The 23,212-nt window shown below is 49.5% G+C and carries 15 protein-coding genes and 1 pseudogene; 13 read left to right on the plus strand and 3 right to left on the minus strand.

All coding sequences use genetic code 11. The features are described 5' to 3' along the window. Positions 1-42: 42 nt before the first annotated feature. Positions 43-1,278 carry an argininosuccinate synthase gene (locus tag BM200_RS27180; RefSeq protein ID WP_091190031.1) on the plus strand — a complete coding sequence of 412 codons (1,236 nt, stop codon included), beginning with the start codon at positions 43-45 and terminating at the stop codon, positions 1,276-1,278. Positions 1,279-1,358: 80 nt separating this feature from the next. Next, a complete protein-coding gene (gene argH, locus BM200_RS27185) occupies positions 1,359-2,774 on the plus strand; it encodes an argininosuccinate lyase (RefSeq protein ID WP_091190033.1) in 1,416 nt (471 codons plus the stop codon). A gap of 548 nt (positions 2,775-3,322) precedes the next feature. On the opposite strand, the pseudogene BM200_RS27190 reads toward argH, so the two are convergent. Together BM200_RS27190 and BM200_RS27195 are read right to left on the minus strand one after the other, a co-directional pair. Then, positions 3,323-3,993: pseudogene (locus BM200_RS27190) on the minus strand (hypothetical protein). Positions 3,994-4,406: 413 nt separating this feature from the next. Next, positions 4,407-5,834: a VanW family protein gene (locus BM200_RS27195; protein ID WP_091190034.1), complete on the minus strand. Its 1,428-nt coding sequence runs from the start codon at positions 5,832-5,834 to the stop codon at positions 4,407-4,409. A gap of 367 nt (positions 5,835-6,201) precedes the next feature. Here BM200_RS27195 and ftsE point away from each other — a divergent pair, with 367 nt between their 5' ends. From ftsE to BM200_RS27240, 9 genes are all read left to right on the plus strand, one after another. After that, the gene (ftsE, locus tag BM200_RS27200) at positions 6,202-6,888 is read left to right on the plus strand and encodes a cell division ATP-binding protein FtsE (protein ID WP_091190152.1); all 687 of its coding nucleotides are present in this window, start codon (positions 6,202-6,204) and stop codon (positions 6,886-6,888) included. Further along, positions 6,878-7,795: a permease-like cell division protein FtsX gene (gene ftsX, locus BM200_RS27205; protein WP_091190035.1), complete on the plus strand. Its 918-nt coding sequence runs from the start codon at positions 6,878-6,880 to the stop codon at positions 7,793-7,795. Before ftsE ends, ftsX begins: the two co-directional genes overlap by 11 nt. A 12-nt stretch (positions 7,796-7,807) precedes the next feature. Beyond that, positions 7,808-8,980: a murein hydrolase activator EnvC family protein gene (locus tag BM200_RS27210; protein ID WP_091190038.1), complete on the plus strand. Its 1,173-nt coding sequence runs from the start codon at positions 7,808-7,810 to the stop codon at positions 8,978-8,980. Positions 8,981-9,145: 165 nt separating this feature from the next. After that, a complete protein-coding gene (locus BM200_RS27215; RefSeq protein WP_091190039.1) occupies positions 9,146-10,597 on the plus strand; it encodes a S41 family peptidase in 1,452 nt (483 codons plus the stop codon). A gap of 148 nt (positions 10,598-10,745) precedes the next feature. After that, positions 10,746-12,068: a PDZ domain-containing protein gene (locus tag BM200_RS27220; protein WP_245773166.1), complete on the plus strand. Its 1,323-nt coding sequence runs from the start codon at positions 10,746-10,748 to the stop codon at positions 12,066-12,068. 166 nt (positions 12,069-12,234) lie between these two features. Continuing rightward, a complete protein-coding gene (gene uvrB / locus BM200_RS27225) occupies positions 12,235-14,238 on the plus strand; it encodes an excinuclease ABC subunit UvrB (RefSeq protein WP_175533042.1) in 2,004 nt (667 codons plus the stop codon). A 27-nt stretch (positions 14,239-14,265) separates the two neighbouring features. Beyond that, positions 14,266-17,154 carry an excinuclease ABC subunit UvrA gene (uvrA, locus tag BM200_RS27230; RefSeq protein WP_091190044.1) on the plus strand — a complete coding sequence of 963 codons (2,889 nt, stop codon included), beginning with the start codon at positions 14,266-14,268 and terminating at the stop codon, positions 17,152-17,154. Positions 17,155-17,474: 320 nt separating this feature from the next. Then, positions 17,475-17,693, plus strand: a complete 219-nt coding sequence (locus BM200_RS27235) for a hypothetical protein (protein ID WP_091190046.1) — start codon at positions 17,475-17,477, stop codon at positions 17,691-17,693. Between the two features lie 202 nt (positions 17,694-17,895). Then, the gene (locus BM200_RS27240) at positions 17,896-18,501 is read left to right on the plus strand and encodes a DUF2087 domain-containing protein (protein ID WP_091190048.1); all 606 of its coding nucleotides are present in this window, start codon (positions 17,896-17,898) and stop codon (positions 18,499-18,501) included. 249 nt (positions 18,502-18,750) lie between these two features. Here the strand turns inward: BM200_RS27240 and BM200_RS27245 are convergent, their stop codons facing one another. Beyond that, positions 18,751-19,719: a sugar phosphate isomerase/epimerase family protein gene (locus tag BM200_RS27245; protein ID WP_091190051.1), complete on the minus strand. Its 969-nt coding sequence runs from the start codon at positions 19,717-19,719 to the stop codon at positions 18,751-18,753. Between the two features lie 397 nt (positions 19,720-20,116). Between BM200_RS27245 and BM200_RS27250 the strand changes: the two genes are divergently transcribed. Together BM200_RS27250 and BM200_RS27255 are read left to right on the plus strand one after the other, a co-directional pair. After that, entirely contained in the window at positions 20,117-21,232 is a 1,116-nt protein-coding gene (locus BM200_RS27250; protein WP_091190052.1) for a S1C family serine protease, read from the plus strand. 36 nt (positions 21,233-21,268) lie between these two features. After that, the gene (locus tag BM200_RS27255) at positions 21,269-23,173 is read left to right on the plus strand and encodes a copper amine oxidase N-terminal domain-containing protein (RefSeq protein WP_091190055.1); all 1,905 of its coding nucleotides are present in this window, start codon (positions 21,269-21,271) and stop codon (positions 23,171-23,173) included. Positions 23,174-23,212: the final 39 nt, after the last annotated feature.

The following is a 23,212-nucleotide window of genomic DNA, read 5'->3' on the forward strand; positions in this document are numbered from 1 at the left end:
GAGACTTGTTTTTAATAAATTAAAGGGGTGCTAGGAGAAATTATGGCGAAGGAAAAAATTGTACTGGCCTATTCCGGCGGTCTGGATACGTCCATCATCTTGAAATGGCTGAAAGAAACGTATGACGCAGAAATCATCGCTTTCACGGCGGATATCGGTCAAAAAGAAGAGCTCGACGGCCTTGAAGCCAAAGCTCTGGCAACTGGCGCATCGAAGGTTTATATCGATGACCTGCGCGCTGAGTTCGCGAGTGATTTTATTTTCCCAATGTTCCAGGCGGCAGCGCTGTATGAAGGCCAATACCTGCTCGGCACATCGATCGCACGTCCTCTGATTGCGAAACGTATGGTGGAGATCGCCCGCGCAGAGGGAGCTACGATGATCGCTCACGGCGCAACAGGCAAAGGCAATGACCAAGTGCGTTTCGAGCTGGGCGTGGCTGCTCTTGCTCCGGACATCAAAGTAATCGCGCCATGGCGTGAAGAGCGCTTCCGGGAAGAGTTCCCGGGCCGCGCGGAGATGATCGCTTTTGCCGAGAAGCATGGCATTCCGGTTACGGCTTCGGCTTCCAAGCCTTACTCGACAGACCGCAACCTGCTGCATATCAGCTTTGAGTCCGGCATGCTTGAGGATCCTTGGTTTGATCCTAGCGCCGAGTCGAACGAAGAGATGTACGTGCTGAGCGTGTCTCCGGAGAAAGCTCCGGACCAAGCGGAATACGTTGAGTTGACTTTTGAAGCTGGCGACTGCATCGCAATTAACGGTGAGAAGCTGAGCCCGCTTGGCGTTATGGATAAATTGAACGAACTGGGCGGCAAGCATGGCATCGGCCGCGTAGACATGGTAGAGAACCGCTTCGTTGGCATGAAGAGCCGCGGCGTGTACGAGACACCGGGCGGCACAATCCTGTTCACGGCACACCGCAAGATGGAATCGCTCACGATGGACCGCGAAGTGATGAACCTTCGTGATTCCCTCATTTCGAAATATGCGCAACTCGTATACAACGGCTTCTGGTTCGCACCTGAGCGCCTTGCGCTGCAAACCCTTGTTGCCGAGTCGCAAAAGAACGTAACGGGCGTTGTTCGCCTGAAGCTGTACAAAGGCAATGTCATCGGCGCTGGTGTGAAGAGCCCGGTAAGCTTGTACAACCCGGATATCGCAACAATGGAAGCAGATCCTTCGCAAGCATACGATCAAGGCGATGCTACTGGCTTCATCCGCCTGAACGCGCTTCGTCTGAAAGTATCGTCCGGCGTAGAACAAAGCAAGAAATAAATTGAACCGAATACTCATCAAGGCCGTTATGTGCGTTGCATCTAGCGGCCTTTATGGCAATTCGGGAGGGAGTGTAACGAGTGAGCAAATTGTGGGGCGGCCGGTTCACGAAGAAGACCGACCAATTGGTAGAGGAATATACAGCATCCATTATGTTCGATAAAGAGCTTGCGGAAGAAGACATCCAAGGCAGCCTGGCGCATGTAACGATGCTTGGCAAGCAGGGCATTCTGCCTGCAGATGACGTGGAGGCGATCAAGGACGGGCTTCACCGCGTACTGCAGCGCATCAAACGCAATGATATCGAATTTTCTATTTCTGATGAAGACATCCATATGAATATTGAAAAAACGCTGATCGACGACGTTGGTCCGGTTGGCGGCAAGCTTCACACCGGCCGCAGCCGTAACGACCAAGTGGCAACGGACATGCACTTGTACCTGCGCAAACGCGTCGTTGAATTCGTGGATATGCTGCATAAGCTGCAATCCGCGCTGATCGAGCAGGCGAAAGCCAACATCGATACCATCGTACCGGGCTACACGCATTTGCAGCGTGCGCAGCCAATCCTGTTCGCCCATCATCTGATGGCCTACGTTTCGATGTTTGGCCGCGATCTGGAGCGTCTGCAGGACAGCTACAAGCGTATCAACATGCTGCCGCTTGGCGCTGGCGCATTGGCGGGAACAACGTTCCCGATCGACCGTCATTTTGTCGCAAGCCAGCTGAAATTCGACCGTGTGTACGAGAACAGTCTGGATGCGGTAAGCGACCGCGATTTTATCCTGGAGTTCCTGTCCCATGCTTCGATCATCATGATGCACCTTTCGCGTCTGAGCGAAGAGCTGATCCTGTGGTCGAGCACGGAGTTCCGTTTTGTCGAGCTGGATGATGCGTTCTGCACGGGCAGCAGCATTATGCCGCAGAAGAAGAACCCGGACGTTCCGGAGCTAGTACGCGGTAAAACCGGCCGTGTCTACGGCAACCTGGTTGGTCTGTTGACCGTACTGAAATCCTTGCCGCTTGCTTACAACAAGGATATGCAGGAAGACAAGGAAGGCATGTTCGACACGGTGAAAACGATGCAAGGCGCTTTGCAGCTGTTTGCCCCAATGATCGCGACGATGAAGGTCAACAAAGACCAAATGCGTCAAGCGGTTAACAAGGACTTCTCGAACGCGACCGACATTGCCGATTTCCTCGTTGGCAAAGGCCTGCCGTTCCGTCAAGCGCATGAAGTGATCGGCAAGACGGTATTGTACTGCATCCAGCAGAACAAATACCTGCTTGATCTGACGCTGGAAGAGTTCAAGCAGTTCTCGCAGCTGTTCGACGACCGTATCTACAACGTGCTTCAGCCGGAGCAGGTTGTTAATGCCCGCAATGTATACGGCGGCACAGCAAAAGCACAGGTGGAGGCCGCAATCGGCCGTGCCGAGCAGGTGCTTGAGCAAACCGCTGCCTGGGTTACGGAATACGCCGAGAAAAGCCGTTAATCCGAATAAAGACCATCAACCCGCTTTATAGCGGTGCTGATGGTCTTTTTATTTTCACCCGGTAACGGCTGAGCGTGCGTGCCCGCCTGCTGCGCGTCCGCGCACGCTCAACACGAGGCGGTACGTTGGATTCACTCCTGTAAAATTAGGCAAATAAGGATGGAGAGCGGTGCTACACCGCCCCCTGCAACACGAGGCAGTACGTTGGATTCACTCCAGTAAAATTAGGAAAATAGGGATGGGGAGTGGTGCTACATTGGATTCACTCCAGTAAAAAGAACAGTAATGAGCCGAGATAGTCTAAGTCTGCTTCTTATACTGCATGCAGTCCAATGTAGCATAAGCTGCCGGTCGAAAACGCCGCAATATACTGCACGAAATCCAACGTAACTCCTTCGACTATCATATAAAGTAAACACTTCCCCTCATGAGGCGGCTACATTGGATTCATTCCAGTAAAAATCAGCATATAAGGTAAGAAGTCGGTTTAGGACTACATTGAATTCGATCACCAATCAATGTGTTGGCATATTCAGAAGTCGTAGCAGCTACAACAATGACTCCATTGCTCTATCGGTTAGTTCGTAACGTCGGATCTGGGTTCCGCGCTCGATTGGTTTAAGCATACCTTTGGAAGTGAGGGATTGCAGCTTATTGCGGGCAGTCCGAAAATCAATTTTCAGGTGGTCCGATACATCCTTTGGACGGATCGATCTGCTAAGCTGATAAGCATAACGTAATATTTCTTTCTCAAGCAATAGAGTTGGATCAGGTGAAGAACTGCTGCGGAAAAGACGAGGACTAATGACATGTTGAAGCAGCATTCTGCATATCTCGGGCCGATTCTGTACATCATCAAAGGAAAAGTGGATCATGGTCCAACCCAGTCCGGTCAGGAATGTATCCCTATTTAATGAATAGCTCAATTTCTCGCGGTCCATATCTTTGACATGACTTTGGTAGCCGTCGCATTCAATGCCGAATTTACCGTAGGGTGGCAGGAAAGCAAAGTCTAAAAACTGCGATTTGCGGTTCCAATCATAGACTTCATATTCGGGAATAAATGTTCAAAACTGCCAAACAACGGCCACCAAATGTTTTGCAGTAGCAGCTTTTCCGCATAGTTATGTCCTCGTGCTAAACGGCCCTTTCTTTCACCACCTCTCAATTCTAAATGTTCTGTTAGAAATTGTTGATGCGCTTCTTCAAATTCAACCAATCTAGTCCCTCCTTAAAAAATAAAAAAACGCCCTCAGCCAAAAGGCTAAGGACGTTCTTCGTCTGCCAACAGTTTACTATATTTTTTCCAGCATGAACAGACAGTCCCCATTAAATCTACTACGTTGGGTTTCTCCAGTAAAATTAGGCTAACAGGGATGGAGGGCGGTGCTAAGTTGGAGTCACTCCAGTAAAAGTAGCCAGAATGAGCCGCCAATGTCCCAAATGAGCCTATTATGCTGCATGCAATCCAATGTAGCGTATGCTGCAGGTTGAAGAATCCGCATTATACTGTAAGAAGTCCAATGTAGCGGCGCTAACTCTCTAAAGTGGCTCAAACCGTCGAGAGAATGTACGACTTCACTATAAGCTCGAGCTAATGGGCAAAACCGCACTATTATGCTATAGGGTGAATCAGATCCCGTCTTCTACGACACCGGAGTTTTGCGAGCCTGCCGAGCCGCCGGCGCCTGGTGCAACATGGATAATAATTGGCTGTGCACGATACGTATCATGCGATACTTTCTCGCGGGAGACAGCTTTGCCGTCTTTCACAAGCGTGCGGTACGTATCAACGACATAGCCAAGAGAGCCATTCTGAACGGTAACACTCTGACCGGCTTCTAACGATTTATCCGTCACTTTTTGCACGGCTGGCTGCACCGTCTTCACCACTTTGGATTCAATATCATAGCGGATATTTTCCGGCATGGTGCCAAACAGCTTCACCGTCAGCTTTCGGTCTTCCACAACGGTGCGGATAATCAGCTTTTTGCCGGTCGAGTTGCGGAAGCGGAAGTCGATTGCGCCGGAAGCAAAGGTGGCGTCTTGACCCTTAGGCAGATAAGCGACGGGAAGAGAGTGATTGCGCCGTTCGACGATATCGATTCCTGATACTCGGAGAATCGCATTATATAAGGTGCTGGACACCTGACAGATGCCGCCTCCGATACCGGGTACAAGCTTGCCATTAGATATAACGGGAGCTTCTTTGTAGCCATATTCCTTTTCGGTCTTTTTCACCACATCCCCGTAAGAGAACACCTCGCCAGGTTCAAGCACCCAGTCGTTTAACACTTTAGCCGTCGATGTTACGTTAAAAGCCCGGCCTTCGGCACTCGTGGCAAAATTGGTCGTGAACTCGATGATTTTACGGTCGATGCCTTCATCCTTCAGCTTCTCCAAAGTGATGTCCGGTTGAACGGTTTTCACTTCAAGCTGCATAGAGAGCGCCTGCTCCGGCTGCCCGCCAATCTGGCTGTCCGGGATGATAATCCAGGACGCAACCTTTTTCTCCAAAGGCTCCACATCAATACGGTAAGCATCGGTATGCGGCGTATAGACAACCTTATCGTTGCTTGCGATTGTGCGTGTGGCGTTCACCGGCTCGTTCGAGTCAATCCAGTCCCACTCGGCCCGGACGAGCTTGCCAAAGACGGCAGCATCATAGCTTTGCTTCAGCTCAAAGGAAGCCGGGAAGTGGTAACGGAACTTCGAGCGGGTCCACACATCCCCCGTACGGAGCTTTTTAATTTCCTCCCGGACCCCAATGAACTCTGCGTTATATCCGATCTCGGAAGCCCTCCACTGTTTGCTGCCCTCAGCCTTAGCTTCGGCATTGCCTTCGACGGTAATCGTCCGGCTCTCCAGCATCTGTTCATATTGATCCAGCTTCTTCAGCGCATCATCAATCGGCAAGCCCCCGACGTCTACCCCTCCGGCTGTGACCTGCTCGGGTACGGTATCCTGCCCGGCATAGTAGGACAGGGCGCCATAGCCGACTGAAGCGACTAATAGCAGCGCAAAAATAACAATGATCCATAAGTGCAGCTTTTTCCACATCGTAAGACCACCCTTTCCGTTCAAAAATGACAGTGTTTCATGTATATGCAGAGGAGGAAGGCGACTTGTCACTTACTCTGTTTTCCATATTTTCGTCATTAGGCGACAAGGCGTTTTGTCGTATAAAAGGCCAAAACTCGAGGAAAATCAACCCTTCGAACGTTTATGAGAATTGTGAAAAATGAGGAAATAAGACCCAATGTGAAGGATTTCGTATATCCCTGTCGAAATAGTAAGGCCGAGGTGAAATGGCTTCCGCCGTCCATTGATAGCGGGGAGCGTTTCATTCCGGAGAATTCTAAGTCCTATTTATAAGACAAAGACTTATAAATGCTTAGAATTTGATAAAAAACAGGATGTGATAATGTTGATAGAGATGCAAGACATATGGAAGACTTACACCGACGGTACTCACGCCCTGAAAGGCGTATCTGTCCGCATAGATCGCAACGAATTCGTGTACCTCGTCGGCCCATCCGGCGCCGGCAAATCCACCTTCATGAAACTGATCTACCGTGAGGAAGTGCCAACGAAAGGGCAAATTTCCGTCAACGGTTTCAATATTGGCAAGCTGAAGCCTCGTAAAATCCCGTACGTTAGACGTAATATCGGCGTTATTTTCCAAGATTTCCGGCTTCTTCCGAAGCTGACGATTTATGAGAATGTAGCCTTCGCCATGGAAGTTATCGAAGCACCGCGCCGCCTGATCAAGAAGCGGACGATGGAGGTGCTCGATCTGGTCGGACTGAAACATAAGCATTCCAGCCTGCCTGCCCAGCTGTCCGGCGGTGAGCAGCAGCGTGTTGCCATTGCGCGGGCGATTGTGAATAATCCAACCGTTATCGTAGCGGATGAGCCGACCGGCAACCTTGATCCCGAGACTTCGTGGGGCATTATGAATCTGCTCGAGGAGATCAATTTCCGCGGCGCAACGATTGTCATGGCAACGCACAACAAAGAGATCGTAAATACGATGCGCAAACGCGTCATCGCCATCGAGAACGGCAACATTGCCCGCGATGAAGCAAGAGGGGAGTACGGGTATGAAGTTTAGTACGCTGCTCCGCCATCTGCGCGAAGGCTTCAAGAACATCATCCGTAACGGATGGATGTCCTTCGCTTCGATCAGCTCGATCTTTTTCTCGCTCTTCCTGCTGGGCGTATTCGTATTGCTGGCGCTGAACATTAACAGCATGGCATCTAACATTGAAAGCCAGGTGCAAATCCGCGTTTACCTGCAGACGGATATTGATCAGCAGAAAGCGAATCAGCTCGAGAACAAAATCCGCAAGCTGGCCGACGTCAGCAAAGTCGAGTTTGTATCCAAGGAAGAAGGGCTTGAGCTTCTCCGCAAAAATCTCGGCAAGGACGGCGACGCGCTGTTAGACGGTTATGACAAGGACAGCAACCCGCTGCCGGACTCATTCACCGTTGAGGTGTTTGACCCGCAAAATATCGGCGTGACTGCAGATCAAATCAGCGCTCTGAATAATGACGATGAGGCAAAGCCGATTACAAGCGTCAAATACGGACAAGGCACGGTTGAGAAGATGTTCAAGATTACGAATGCCATCCGCAACATCGGTCTGATCGTCGTTATTGGCCTTGGCGTTACGGCAATGTTCCTGATCTCGACTACGATCAAGATGACGATTCTGGCAAGACGCCGGGAGATTGGCATTATGAAGCTGGTAGGGGCAACGAACTCTTTTATCCGCTGGCCATTCTTTGTAGAAGGTGCGTTAATCGGAATCGTGGCTTCAGGGATTACAACCGTGGTTGTTCTGCTGGCTTACTCGGAGCTTGTGCGTTTGAATGAAGTCGAACTGGGCTTATTGATGATTAAGCTGATTCCTGTTGCAGATTGTGGTTGGCAAATCGCAGCGCTCTTGATTGGCCTCGGCACCTTGATTGGGGTATGGGGAAGTACGATCTCGGTACGCAAATATTTGAAAGTGTAGGTGACCGCGCAGGTGAAGGTAAAAAAACTATTTATCGTCATAACGATGTTGACCGTATTTATGTTGCAGCCTGTTGGCGGAAATGCCGCATCCTCCTTGGATAAAATCAACAAAGATCTCGCTGCAGCGAAGAAGCAGATTGAGCAGGCGCAGCAAATCGCCAAAAATGCCGACCAGAAGAAAGAAGATATAGCAGGCAAGAAGGAAGACGCTCAGCAGGCAATCCTTAAATTGAACAAACAGCTGAATCAGGTTGCAGACAACCTGAACTATGTGCAAGACCAGGTGGATACGAAGGAAGAAGAGCTCCAGAAGGCCGGCAAAGAGCTGGTCAAGGCAGAAGAGCAGGTGAAGGAGCGGGATGCGCTGCTCCAGTCCCGTCTGAAGCTTATGTATGAGAATGGCGTTGTCTCCTATTTGGATGTTCTGTTCAGTGCAACCAGCTTCTCTGACTTTCTTGACCGGTTCGATTCTTTGCAATCCATCCTGAGTCAAGACCGCTCGATCCTCGAACAGCACAAGAAGGATAAAGCAATGGTCGCTGAGAAGAAAGTGAACGTCGAAACGGCGCTTGGAGAAGTAAAGACCATGTATACGAAGCTCCAGAAGTACAAATCGGAGCTGAACGAAAAAGAGGAAGAGAAAGAAGTTCTGATCGCAAACTACAACAAAGAGATGGAAGAACTTGAGGACATCAGCGAGGAGCAGGAACAGCAGCTGATTGCCTTGGCGAAGAAAGTGTCGGATTTGAACAAACAGAAGAATTCGATCAAAAACCCTTATTCGGGCGGCAAGCTGGGCATGCCTATTCGTGGTACATACCGGATCAGTTCAAATTACGGCTACCGTATCCATCCGATTACCCATGTGAAGAAGCTTCATACCGGCATCGACTTTGCAGCGAAGCAGGGGACAGATATTTATGCAGCAGAGTCGGGTATTGTTATCGTAGCCCAAGTATGGAGCGGTTACGGAAACGCAGTCATTATCGATCATGGCAACGGATTATGGACGTTGTACGGGCATATCCGCAATGGTGGCATTAAAGTAGAGAAGGGTCAGAGCGTGAAGAAAGGTCAGAAAATTGCAGAGGTCGGCAGTACGGGTAATTCGACAGGACCGCATCTCCACTTCGAAGTCCGGAAGAACGAGGCAACGGTTGATCCGGCAGGCTATTTGAAATAACTTTCTTGGAAGGCATACCGAGGGATGCGGAATTGTTCCGTTATTTCACGAGTATGCCTTCTCCTGCATTAGGAAGAAGCTGCAAATAAATATGGACAGACTTTCATATACTAATGAGGTTCACTTAAAATCTGGAATGGGTCAAATGATAAGGTGGTGTGGAACGTGTATTTTAAAGGAAGAACCGTGTTCGTCCTTCTGCTGATGACGATGGTTGCTTCAGTGCTCGTAACGCTGACCATAGGAGATCAAGTCTTTTGGCCGGCCAACGGGAAGCAGGCTTCCTTATCCGCTGCTTCGGCAAGCGAAGGTGCCGGGCTGAGCAGGAAGGAAGAGTCGAAAATCAATGCGGTTCTGGGCTTGATTGAAACCAAGTACTTCAAGGACATAGACCGGGATGAGCTGGTAGACGGAGCTGTCAGAGGTATGATGGAATCGCTTGATGATCCTTATTCCGTCTATATGGAGGAGGATGTCGCCAAGCAGTTTTCCGAGTCTATTGAAGGATCTTTCTCCGGAATCGGGGCAGAAGTTACGCTCGAGAAAGGGAAGGTAGTAGTCGTTGCGCCAATCAAAGGCTCACCGGCTGAACGCGCGGGACTGCTTGCCAAGGATATCGTCCTGTCGGTCAACGGCGACAAACTGGACGGTCTTACGTTAAATGATGCAGTAGCCAAAATCCGCGGCCCTAAGGGGACAAAAGCGAAGCTTCGGATCGAGCGCGTTGGGAATACCCAGCCGATTGATCTGATCCTCGTCCGTGATGATATTGATGTGGAGACGGTGTATGCCAATCTCCGAAGTGATGGTGTAGGCGTGATCGAGATTCGCCAGTTCTCACTCAACACAGCAGACAGGTTCAAGGAAGAACTCGCCAAGCTGGAGAAGCAAGGGATGAAGGGGCTAGTCATCGATGTGCGTAATGATCCGGGTGGTGTGCTGCCGGTTGTGGTTGAAATCGCACAGCAGTTCATACCGAAGGGTGAAACAATCGTACAGGTCGAAGACCGCGACGGCCATCGGGACAAAACGGAATCGCAAGGCGGGGGCAAGACCTATCCGATTGCGGTATTAATGAACAAGGGCAGCGCCAGTGCTTCCGAGATTCTGGCAGGAGCGCTGCAGGAACGGGCTAAGGCCGTTCTTGTCGGGGAGACTTCTTACGGCAAAGGAACGGTGCAGGTCAGCTACAACAAAACGCTGGGAGACGGCAGTCTTGTGAAAATGACGATTGCGAAATGGCTGACGCCGGATGGCAATTGGATTCATCAGAAGGGGATTAAGCCAACGGTTGAAGTACAGCCGCCTAAGCTGTATACCGTAGCGAGACTTACGTTAAAGGATACATTGCGTAAGGATATGCTCGGGGAGCAAGTGCGGAATGCGCAGGTGATGCTGACTGGTCTTGGCTATGCTACCCAGCGGGATGACGGATACTTCAACGCCTCGACGGAACAGTCTGTGAAGAACTTCCAAAGCAATACCGGCCTGCCGGTTACAGGCGAGATCGATGCCAAGACGGCAGTTGCTTTAGAGCAAGCTGTTGTGAAGTGGATCAAGGACGAGAAGAACGATAAACAGCTGCTTGAAGCAATCCAGGCGGTCAGCAGGAAATAAAGAGGAAATGTCGAATTCTTAAAAGGTTGGCTCGCTGCTAAGGGTCAGCCTTTTATTTTATTTTATTTTATTTTATTTTATTTTACCGCGAAACGCGTGCTTGTCCTCTTAGGACGGCGCAGCCGTTTACGCTAGATGCAGGATGGGAGTGTGGCGATTGGATGCGGCCAATGCTTTACTAGATCAGTTTGGCAAGGCGTTTGTACATTTGCTGGCGCAGCCTTTTTACTATATTGCGGTCTTATTTATTATTGTACAGTACACAAGGCAAATCTCTCTGGAGAGAAGGATGTTCGCCGTTAGGCTGCATATATGGCCGCGATTAGTCGCGAAAGCCATGCTGGCGGGGCTTGCAGCGGGCGTGATCGCCTCCATTGTTGGAGCTTTTATCGGAATAAGCTTAAGCGGGGATGCCGTATTATGGCTGTGGGGATCGGCAGTTGTTCTGCTGCTGTTCCGGATCCGCTATCTGTGCTTTGCTTACGGAGCGGGAGTGCTCGCGCTTCTGCAATGGATTATTGGTTTTACACCGTTAGAGGATAACGGCGGCTGGATTGGCGACATCGCTGCTTCACTCGCAGCGCTTGATATGCCAGGCATACTTGTGCTGGTAGCGCTGCTTCATCTGATGGAGGCTTTCCTGGTCCGGCGGCAAGGCGACAAGCTTGCTACCCCGTTATTTCTGGAAGGCAAACGCGGCAAGCTTGTTGGCGGTTATATGCTGCAGGGCTTTTGGCCGGTTCCGCTGTTTCTGCTTGTACCTGCTGCAGGAGGAGCATCCGTTGTTGATCTGCCATGGACGCCATTATCCGGCAGTGACTGGACGCAAGGATGGAGTGTCGTAGCTCTGCCGATGATTATCGGCTTCAGCGAGATGACGCGGACTATGCTGCCCAAGGTCAAAGCCCGCCACGCGGCAAAAAGGCTTTTGGGGTACAGCCTGCTGCTGACGGGTGCGGCATTGCTCGCGTGGTGGCAGCCTGCGCTGCTGCCGATCGCTGCTTTGTGCTCGCTGCTCATGCATGAAGTGATTATCTGGCGAAGCCGTGCTATAGAGGCGGCACAAAGTCCGCTCTATGTGAATGACCAGCGCGGCTTGCGCATACTTGGCATTGTGCCGGGTACACCGGCAGATGGGATGAAGCTGCAGGCAGGCGAGATTATCGCGAAAGTAAACGGCAGCCGCGTTTATTCCAAAGAGGATCTTCACGAGGCGCTGCAGAACAGCTCGGCGATGTATAAGCTTGAGGTGTTGAATACAGACGGCGAGCTCAAATTTGTTCAGCGCGCACGTTATGAAGGGGAGCATCATCAGCTGGGCGTCATCCTGTCGCCGGATGAGCGGGCGACCTATTACGCTTCATCGGAGCCGGCTACGCTGCTTGATCTCCTTCGCAGGTCAAGGACGGCAAAGCGCCGGGGCGGGGTTTATTCGGAGGATGAAGACCGTTCGGGCACTTTGAATGTTTAAAGGGGAACAAGGGCTTTTCTTAAGCGGATGCTTAGGGAAAGCCCTTCGATTTTATGTTTGCAACAGCCGTTGCAGACGTCTATAATAGAGGGGAACACACATTCGGATATGCTATATTATTATATATATTGACTATAATGATTGATGAGTAAGGGAAACGGGGTGGATGACGCAAGTGAATGAGATTTCAGAGCAATTATTTCAATTAAAGTCCGACTATACGCCGCAGGGCGATCAGCCGGGAGCCATCAGAAGACTTGTTGAAGGCGTGAGGAACGGCGAAGCCAAGCAGACCTTGCTTGGTGCGACAGGTACCGGCAAGACCTACACGATTGCCAATACGATTGCGGAGCTTAACCGGCCGACGCTGGTCATTGCACACAACAAGACGCTCGCGGCACAGCTGTGCAGCGAGTTCAAGCAGTTCTTCCCGGACAATGCGGTAAGCTATTTTGTCAGCTATTATGATTATTTTCAGCCTGAGGCTTATATCCCGTCTACAGACACCTATATCGAAAAGGATTCCAGCATTAATGATGAAATCGACAAGCTGCGCCACTCCGCGACCAGTTCTTTGTTTGAACGCAGGGACGTCATTATTGTAGCGAGCGTATCTTGTATTTACGGTCTCGGTTCGCCTTCCGAATACGGCAGTTTGGTTCTGTCGCTGCGGGTAGGCATGGAGAAGCCCCGGGATACGATTCTTCATAAGCTTGTTGACATTCAATACCAGCGCAATGACATTAACTTTATCCGCGGTACGTTCCGCGTCCGCGGTGATATTGTAGAGATTTTCCCGGTTGCCAATAATGAACGGGCGATCCGGGTCGAGCTGTTTGGCGATGAGATTGAACGAATTACGGAGATCGACGTGCTTACTGGCGAGATCGTAAGCGAACGCGATCATGTGGCCATATTCCCGGCGTCTCACTTCGTTACCCATGAAGAGACGATGAAGGTTGCGCTTGGTAATATCGAGCGGGAGCTGGAGGAACGCCTTGCGGAGCTGCGGGAGAATGGCAAGCTGCTGGAAGCGCAGCGTCTGGAGCAGCGTACGCGTTACGATCTTGAGATGATGGCCGAGATGGGCTTCTGCTCCGGTATCGAGAACTATTCGGGACCTCTGACTTTCCGTGAACGCGGAGCTACGCCGTATACGCTCATGGATTATTTTCCGGATGATATGCTGATCGTTATTGACGAATCCCACGTTACCCTGCCGCAGATCCGGGCTATGTACAACGGTGACCGTGCGCGGAAGGAAATGCTTGTTAACCATGGCTTCCGCCTGCCGTCTGCCTTGGATAACAGGCCGCTGCGCTTCGAGGAATTCGAGGAGAAATCCAAACAACAAATTTATGTATCGGCAACACCTGGACCTTATGAGCTGGAGCAGTGCCCGACGATGATTGAACAGATTATACGTCCGACAGGCCTGCTTGATCCGATTATTGAGGTGCGTCCGACCAAAGGCCAGATCGATGATTTGTTAGTCGAGATCCGCGACCGGATTGCCAAGGATGAACGAGTCCTTGTCACCACGCTGACGAAGAAGATGGCTGAGGATCTGACGGATTATTTCAAAGAGATTGGCATTAAAGTGCGTTATCTGCACTCCGATATCAAGACGCTGGAACGGATTGCGATCCTTCGGGATTTGCGCCTTGGTACGTTCCACGTGCTGGTGGGTATTAACTTGCTGAGGGAAGGGCTGGATCTGCCGGAGGTGTCGCTGGTTGCGATACTGGATGCCGATAAAGAAGGCTTCCTTCGCTCCGAACGCTCTTTGATTCAGACGATTGGCAGGGCTGCACGTAATAGTGAAGGCCGAGTGATCATGTACGGGGATAAGATTACGGATTCCATGGATAAGGCGCTGAAGGAGACGGAGCGCCGCCGGACCATTCAGATTGCCTACAACGAGAAGCATGGCATAACGCCGCAGACGATCCGCAAGAAAGTGCATGATGATATCAAGGCGACGAAAGTGGCTGAGGAGAAGTCGGAATATTTGACCGGCGTTGGCACCGAGAAGATGTCGAAGAAAGACCGTCAGGCATTATTGCAAAGGCTGGAAGCCGAGATGAAGGATGCGGCGAAGAACCTGCAGTTCGAGAGAGCCGCGGAGCTGCGTGACGCTTTGCTGGAGCTGAAAGCCGAGATGGGCTAGAGACAAGGAATGGGAGGAACGTAAGAAGTGGCTAGTGACAAGATTGTAATCAAAGGGGCAAGAGCCCATAACTTGAAAAATATCGACGTTACCATACCCCGCGACAAATTTGTCGTGCTGACAGGGCTTAGCGGCTCCGGGAAGTCTTCGCTTGCTTTTGATACGATTTATGCAGAAGGCCAGCGCAGATACGTCGAGTCGTTATCCGCGTATGCCCGGCAGTTTCTGGGTCAAATGGAGAAGCCGGATGTCGATTCCATTGAAGGCTTGTCTCCGGCGATCTCGATTGACCAGAAGACGACAAGCCGTAACCCGCGTTCGACGGTAGGTACGGTAACGGAGATTTACGATTATTTGCGTTTGCTGTATGCCCGGATCGGAAGACCGCATTGCCCAGATCATGGTATTGAGATAACCTCACAGACAGTTGAACAAATGGTTGACCGGATTATGGAGTATCCGGAACGGACGAAGCTGCAAATTATGGCTCCCCTTATTTCCGGCCGTAAAGGCGAGCATACGAAGCTGCTTGCGGATATTCAGAAGCAGGGCTACGTCCGGGTACGGGTTAACGGCGAGCTTCGCGAGCTAAGCGAGAAGATTGAACTGGAGAAGAACAAAAAGCATAACATCGAGGTTGTCATAGACCGGATTGTTGTTAAACCAGACATCCAGGGCCGGTTGGCCGACTCTTTAGAAACGGCGCTGAAGCTGGCCGATGGCCGTGTTCTCGTTGATATTATCGATCAGGAGGAGCTGCTCTTCAGTTCCAACCTGGCTTGTCCGGAATGCGGCTTCAGCATTGAGGAGCTGGCTCCTCGTATGTTCTCTTTCAACAGCCCGTATGGTGCTTGTCCGGAATGTGACGGCCTTGGCGTAAAGATGATCGTTGACCCTGATCTGCTTGTTCCGAATCTAAGCAAAGCCATCAATGAAGGGGCATTCGAAGCTTGGGCGGGAAGCACGTCCAACTATTACCCGCAATTTCTTAGCGCCGTATGTCAGCACTACCATATTCCGCAGGATGTTCCGGTATCGGATCTGACCGCGGATCAAATGAAAAAGCTCATGTTCGGAACAGGCGGGGAGCGGGTGCGGTTCCTCTATGAGAATGACTTTGGCCACCGGAAGGAAGCTTTTGTTCCTTTCGAAGGTATTGTGCATAATCTGGAGCGCCGCTACCGGGAGACTGCTTCTGAAGGCATCCGGGAATATATCGAGGCTTATATGAGCGCGAAGCCATGCGGTACCTGCAAAGGACATCGCCTCAAGAAAGAAAGCCTTGCGGTGACCATTAATGCGAAGAACATCTCCTTTGTTACTTCGTTATCGATTGGTGAAGCGCAGCGTTTCTTTGACTCTCTTGAGCTGAACGAGAAAGAACGGACGATCGGCCATTTGATCCTGAAGGAGATCAACAGCCGACTAGGCTTCCTCGTTAACGTTGGTCTGGAGTATTTGTCGATGAGCCGTGCAGCGGGAACCTTGTCCGGTGGGGAGGCACAACGTATCCGCCTCGCTACGCAGATTGGTTCCAGTCTGATGGGCGTCCTGTATATCTTGGACGAGCCAAGTATCGGCCTGCATCAGCGTGACAACGACCGCCTTATTCAAACGCTGGAGCATATGCGCAACCTTGGCAATACGCTTATTGTGGTTGAGCATGATGAAGATACCATGCTGGCAGCGGATTATATTATTGATATTGGCCCGGGTGCAGGTATACACGGAGGCATGGTAACAGCTGAAGGGACACCTGAGGAGATTATGAAGGATGATAACTCGCTGACCGGCCAATATTTGAGCGGGAAGAGATTTATCGAGGTTCCGCTTGAGCGCCGCAGCACCGGTGACAAATGGCTGGAAATCCGCGGCGCCAAGGAGAATAATCTGCGCGGCGTCAACGTGAAGATTCCGCTTGGTATCTTTACCGCGGTGACGGGCGTTTCCGGCTCCGGTAAATCTACTCTCATCAACGAGATCCTGTATAAGACGCTTGCCCGCGACCTGAACAAGGCGAAGGTGCGTCCAGGGGAGTACAAGGAGCTGCGTGGTCTTGAGCATTTGGAGAAGGTCATTGATATTGACCAGTCCCCAATTGGCCGTACCCCGCGTTCGAACCCTGCTACTTATACAGGGGTATTCGACGATGTGCGTGATCTGTACTCCACAACCAATGAAGCAAAGGTTCGCGGCTACAAGAAAGGCCGGTTCAGCTTTAACGTCAAGGGTGGACGTTGCGAAGCTTGCAGAGGCGACGGGATTATCAAGATTGAGATGCATTTCTTGCCGGATGTTTATGTCCCTTGCGAGATCTGCAAAGGCAAGCGCTATAACCGCGAGACGTTAGAAGTGAAATACAAAGGCAAGAACATTGCCGAAGTACTGGAAATGACGATCGAGGACGGAACCAAGTTCTTCGAGAACATCCCTCGTATCCATCGTAAGCTGCAGACCTTGCTTGATGTAGGCCTTGGCTATATGACCTTGGGCCAACCGGCTACGACGTTATCCGGAGGCGAGGCTCAGCGGGTGAAGCTGGCTTCCGAGCTGTATCGGCGCAGCACGGGCAAGACGTTGTATATCCTGGATGAACCAACTACCGGGCTGCACGTCGATGATATTGACCGTTTGCTTACCGTACTGCATCGTTTAGTTGATTCGGGAGAATCGGTGCTAGTTATTGAGCATAACCTGGACGTAATCAAGACAGCCGATTATTTGATCGATCTTGGTCCAGAGGGCGGTAATGGCGGAGGTACCATTGTTGCATCAGGTGCACCGGAGGATGTAGTGAAGGTTGCCGGTTCCTATACGGGCAAGTATCTGAAGCCGATTATGGAACGTGACCGTGAACGTACGGTGAAGAAGCATCGCTCCGTAGAAGAAAGTGTAGCTGCCGGCGTTGTGGATTAAATGAAGACAGAGACTCTCCTTTGCTTGAACGGAGGAGGGTCTCTTTTTAAATTGAGATTTCATTATTCTGTGCTTAGCGAAACGGTTGCTGCTCCTCCCGTGGATGGCGCAGCCGTTCTCGCTTGTATGTATTTGTTATAAATGTGGGCCGATATGGACAAATTATTGGCAGGGTAAACTGGAAAGACAACGTTTTAAAAAGAAAATGTGGGAAAAGGTGACAAAGTTGTTACGAAATCTGAATCGGACTTGCATCATTTGCCACTTGAAGATAACATAGAGGTAATATAGGCTACGTGCGAATAAAAGGGGGTCACTCGATGTTTTTGGCAGCAGAAGAAGCAGCACAATCGACCAGCAACATCAATACATTTGACTGGTTCATGCTTGCATTTACCATTTTGATCTTGATTGGCTTTGTGCGTTTATTGAAAGCTCGTTCTAAGAAAAATGTGTTTGCGATCGGATTTACCGCCGTATCGCTCGCCTTGTTTGTTTACATTGACTACATTATGATCTTTAAAGTTTGGATGGCATAAATCATACATAAGCCTGCCGTTAATCGGCAGGCTTTATTAATGGATAACAAGCGCTGGTCTATTCATCCGTAAGGATGAAGCAGGCTGGCGCTTTTTTGGTTTGCGGATTGACTTTTAGGAAGCCATCCCGTAATATCTAATTTAACAATAATCTAATTAGACAATTATTAAATTATATCTCAGAAGGGAGAGAGTGACCTCCATGCAATTAGATAAAGTAGTGAATTACCATAAAGCACTTGCGGACCCAACGCGAATCCGGCTGCTCATCTTGCTGGCAGATGGAGAGCTCAACGGTCAGGTACTCGCTGAAAAGCTTGGCGTAACGCCGGCTACCGTAACACATCATGCGGCAAAGCTGCGGGAAGCGAGCCTGATCAATGAGCGGAGAGAGAAGAACACCATTTATTTTTCACTCAATGATTACTTTATCAAGAGCGGCTCTAATGCAGCGGCGAACCTGATCTATAGGCAGTCTAATCAGAAGGGAGAGGAAGAACAAATGAATGAGGAACTGGAGCGTATGAAGCAATCCGTGATCAAGAACTTCTTTACCGCATCGGGTCAGTTGAAGTCGATCCCGGCTCAACTCAAGAAGAAGCTTATCGTACTTGAGTTTATGGTCTCGAAGTTAGAGAAGGGACGTAAATACACGGAAAAAGAACTTAACGCATTCATAAAGGGTTACCATGAAGATTTCGCCACGATCCGGCGTGAGTTTATCATGCATCAATTCATGTTCCGCGAAAACGAAATTTACGAGCTCAATCCACAGGAAATGTGGGCGAAGTGGGAGATGTTGTCCTAAGTATTCTTAGTTTTGCTCTCACAAAAAAACAGCCTGCCCGGCTCAAAGCCAGGCAGGCTGTTTTACTGCTCTTATCTTTAATTCTTGTGTGTCTTGCGTGAGCGGAGCGAAAGTATGTTTCTGGAGAAGCGCTAGCGTTCGCCTTTGACCAAGGATTTCAACCGCCCAGCGGTTTAATTGAGAAAATCCGCGGTCAAGAGCGATCGGAAGAAACATACTTTTGCGCAGCGAATATCAGTTACACAAGAATTAAACCCACCACATATCGCCTACAGGCTCTTTAATCAGAACTTGCTGCAAGTTTTGAACGGCTTTCGAGAAGCCTTCCTCGACGGACATTAGGCCGTCTTCATGTTCGATGCTGACAACGTAGTCGTAGCCAACAAGGCGAAGCGTGCTGATGATATCAGCCCAAGTTTTCAGATCGTGGCCAAAGCCAACGGAGCGGAACTGCCAAGCGCGGTCCATCATCAGGGTGTACGATTGCATGTCAGTCACGCCGTGTTTGTTCACGTTATTATAGTCAATCGATGTATCTTTTGCATGGAAGTGATGGATCGCATTTTCGCGGCCCAGGATTTTGATAGCTTCGACAGGGTCAATGCCTTGCCACCACATATGGGATGGGTCAAGGTTGGCACCAATCGCTTTACCAGCAGCTTCACGAAGGCGAAGCAAAGTAGCCGGGGTGTGAACGGAGAAGCCGCCATGCAGCTCGAGGCCGATTTTTACACCGTTTTGTTCAGCAATGCCGCCGATTTCAGACCAATATGGAATAACTTTTTTCTCCCATTGCCATGCCAGGATTTCTTGGAAATCATTTGGCCATGGAGCAACCGGCCAGTTCGGATATTTTGCATCTTCATGGTCGCCCGGGCAGCCGGAGAATGTATTTACAACTGGAACCTCAAGACGGTTAGCCAGTTCAATTGTTTTACGGATAATAGCGTCGTCTGCACTGGAGATTGCTTTTTGCGGGTGAAGTGGATTGGCATGGCAGCTAAGTGCGCTGATCATCAGTCCACGCGATTCCACTGCATGTTTAAACGCTTTCAATTTGCCTGCATCAGCAAGCAATGTGTCAGGGTCGCAATGTGCGTTGCCCGGATAGCCGCCAGTTCCCAGCTCTACCGCTTCCAGACCTTTGGCTGCGATATAGTCGAGCGCTTCTTCAAGTGGTTTCTGCGAGAAAAGTACGGCAAATACGCCTAATTTCATTATTATTACCTCCTAAGGTTTGGCTGCCCCTATTATATCATTCTACTTGAGCGGATAGTTAATTTTTACGAAAGAAAAACCAAAATCGCATATAAACAGAGCAATTAAAATGAAAGCATTCTCTTGGTGCGGAATGACTTAGCATTTCAGTAACGAAAGGGCCTATTTAAAACTTTACAATAACGTCAAATTTATTCGATCAAGGTATACCTATTTGTCGTTATATTGGATTCTTCATAATAAGAAAATAAGAGGTTTACTTCATCCTTACATTTACCCAATATTTAGGATTTTAAATACAAATTCTTCTTGTTGTATAGTACTTTGGCATGATACATTTAGAACATGTTTCCTATAAATGGATTCTCTTTTTTATTGGATCTGGGAGAGTGATAGAGTGAAACGTAGTATGCTTCGCGCAGGTGCCATCGTCCTGGCGGGAGGCCTGTTGGTGGCTGGTTCAGCGTTTGCAGCGGGAACAGCAACAAGTCCCGGAACAATGAAAATGAGCGCGACCAAGATTAATGGAGAAGTTTATGTCAAAGCTTCTTCGCTGACAGGTACTCTTGGAGGGGCTGGGACTTATGACGCATCATCGAAGACCTATACTTACACACCGCCTGCGGATGTACCCGCCATTGTCAGCAAAGTATCTCCTTCTGTTGTTGGCATTATTGGCAAGCCTGAAGGAGGCGGCGACCAGCGTTATGTGTTAGCTCATGGAACGGGTGTCATTATGAAGGCGGATGGCTGGATCTTGACCAACGCCCATGTCGTGAAGGACATGACCAATATTACGGTCGTTACCGCGGATGGCAAGCAGTACAGCGGAAAGCGAAGTAATGTTGACGAGGTAAGCGATCTGGCGCTTGTCAAAATCAATGCAACCAAGCTGCCGGTCGCCAAGTTTGCGGCATCGCCTCTCCGAGCAAAGGTTGGCGAAACGGTTATTGCAATCGGGACGCCTGTATCCTTCTCGCTTCGCAACACGGCTACAACTGGTGTACTTAGCGGCATGAATCGTTCGGTGTCTTCCTTCTATAAGTTGCTGCAGACAGACGCGGCGATTAACCCTGGGAATAGCGGCGGCCCACTTGTGAATATGAAGGGCGAAGTAATCGGGATCAACTCCATGAAGTTTGTGGATGAAGGTATCGATAACATGGGCTTTTCCATTCCGATCGATACCGTCTCCTACGTAACGGGCCATTTCTTCAAATATGGTCATGTGAAGCGTTCATCCCTCGGCATCGGTCTGGAAGAGAGTTACGCTGCTATTGTCGGTCTGCCGACAGATGACGGTTTAACAGTGACCTCTGTCAAATCGGACTCTGCCAAGAAGCTGGGCATTCAGGTTGGGGATGTGTTGTATTCCGTTGCCGGCCATCAGATTTCTTCTATTGTGGAACTAAATGAGCTTTTGAAATCGTACTTACCAAGCCAGCAGATTGAAGTCACAATGATGATGGATGGCGATTTGGTTACCCGTAAACTAACGCTGACTACGGCTTAATTTCTTATTCATTTATAAATAGGGAGAGTAGAGAGAATGAAGATGAACCGATTTATGCTCATGCTGTTCGCGGTATTGATGGTTGTCAGCATCGTGCCGGAAGCAGCTTTTGCAGCAGATTCTACGAGCACAGCAGTAGAAGTCCGCCTCAAAACAGGCAGCACCGCCGTTAAGATTAACGGCAAACAATCGACGGTACAAGCTCCTTTTGAGAAAAGCGGAACAACAATGGTACCGCTTAGCATTATTACGAAAGCATTTGGCGCGAAGCTGAAGCTGCAAGACAATAAAATTATTACGCTTAATTATAATGATAAAACCGTGGTAGTCACGATCGGCAGCAAAGCCGTGAAAGTAAATGGCAAAGCACAAACAGTCGCTGTTGCGCCAGTTGTGATCAAGGGTACAACAATGGTGCCGGTGCGGGTAATTGTCGAAACGTTCGGCGCGAAGATTGGCAAAGATAAGAAGACGAATGAAATTGTAATCACCGGTACGCTTGCTCAATCGGGCAGCAGTAATTCAGGCGGCGGCTTGCCGAACCTGGATCCTGACTATGGCAAAACGAAATTTGGTGACAGCTACCTCGGCTGGACGATGAACTATCCACCAGGACTTGCGCTAGTGCAGCAAAGTGATGACGGAACATTTGCAATGTGGGGCAGCACTACAAGCGAATCGACCGTTATCGTGTCGACTGAGCATGTGTCTGATGTTCTGACGAGCAACGAGATTCGCGATAAAATCACTGTAAACTGGCTCGGCGATGATGAAGTCGTAATGGATAAACGTGCGATCACTGTTAATGGCCAGAGTTTCGAGAAGTTGGTAACAAGAACAACTAAACGTGGAATGATGTTCGAATATCGTGCCGCTCAAAAAGGCGAAGAGCTGTATTACGTGATGGTTGGAGTTGTTGGAACAGACAAGTCGGCTCTTGATCCATACCAGTCTCTGCTGGACAGCTTCGTGACTTCTTTCAATAAAGCGGATAGCACCGTTAAAGATATTACAAAAGTTAAAGATGGCCTTATGTCCATTAATAACAAAGAGTTTGGCCTTTCCCTTAAGCTGCCTGCAGGTTGGTACGGTGTTAAAGACAGCACAACTCCTCTGTATGTAAGCGAAGACGGCTATTTCTCCTTTGCAATCTCTTCGCTGCAGTCGGGTGATACGGTAGACCGATGGCTTGCTCGCATGCAACAGCAGCTTCATGATGATTTCTTGCCGAATTATATTAAGAATGAGAAAGTCTCTTCTATTACTTTGAAAGACGGCAATGCGCAAGTTTTGACCTATGATTACAGCTATGACATGAAAGACTGGGTTACGGTTAATGAAGTTTATCTGATTGTAGGCAACTATCGTTATTCGGTTCATTTCACTTATGATTCGAAGCTCGGAGCCCAAGGCGATGCATTATTTAAATCCACAATGGCAACGGTAGATATCGACTCGGCTTATATTGAAAAAAATTACGGCCAAATCGAAGATCAGTACGATAACATCGACCGTACACAAGTGAATACGAAAACAAGCAGTAAATATGGCTATTCCATCGATCTTCCGTCTCACTGGCTGGGTATCGACACTGACTTTAACCAAGAGACAGTAAGCTACGCTGACGATTATAGCAGCATGATCATTCAAGCTTATGAAGATGTTGATGCCGCGACAGCAAACAGAGCTGTTCAACAAGGACTACAGGAAGAAGGAATAACAGTTTCCAATAGTTCTTCCCTATTTGTGGGCAACTCGACGGTTGGCAAATTTACCATTCATGATGTGACAGATTCCGGGGTGCCGATTACACAAGTTTTATATTTTGTCCAAAGCAAAGGCAATACGCTGCTGCTCGTCTTTACAATTAATGATGCAAACGCAACAACGAGCGCTCTGAACGGCTTTGACACAATTGTCAAGTCGATCAAGCTTCAATAATAGTCATGTAAGTATTAGGAAAGAAGCCGGATCTCGTCA

The sequence above is a fragment of the Paenibacillus catalpae genome (assembly GCF_900112695.1).
Classification (GTDB): Bacteria; Bacillota; Bacilli; order Paenibacillales; family Paenibacillaceae; genus Pristimantibacillus; species Pristimantibacillus catalpae.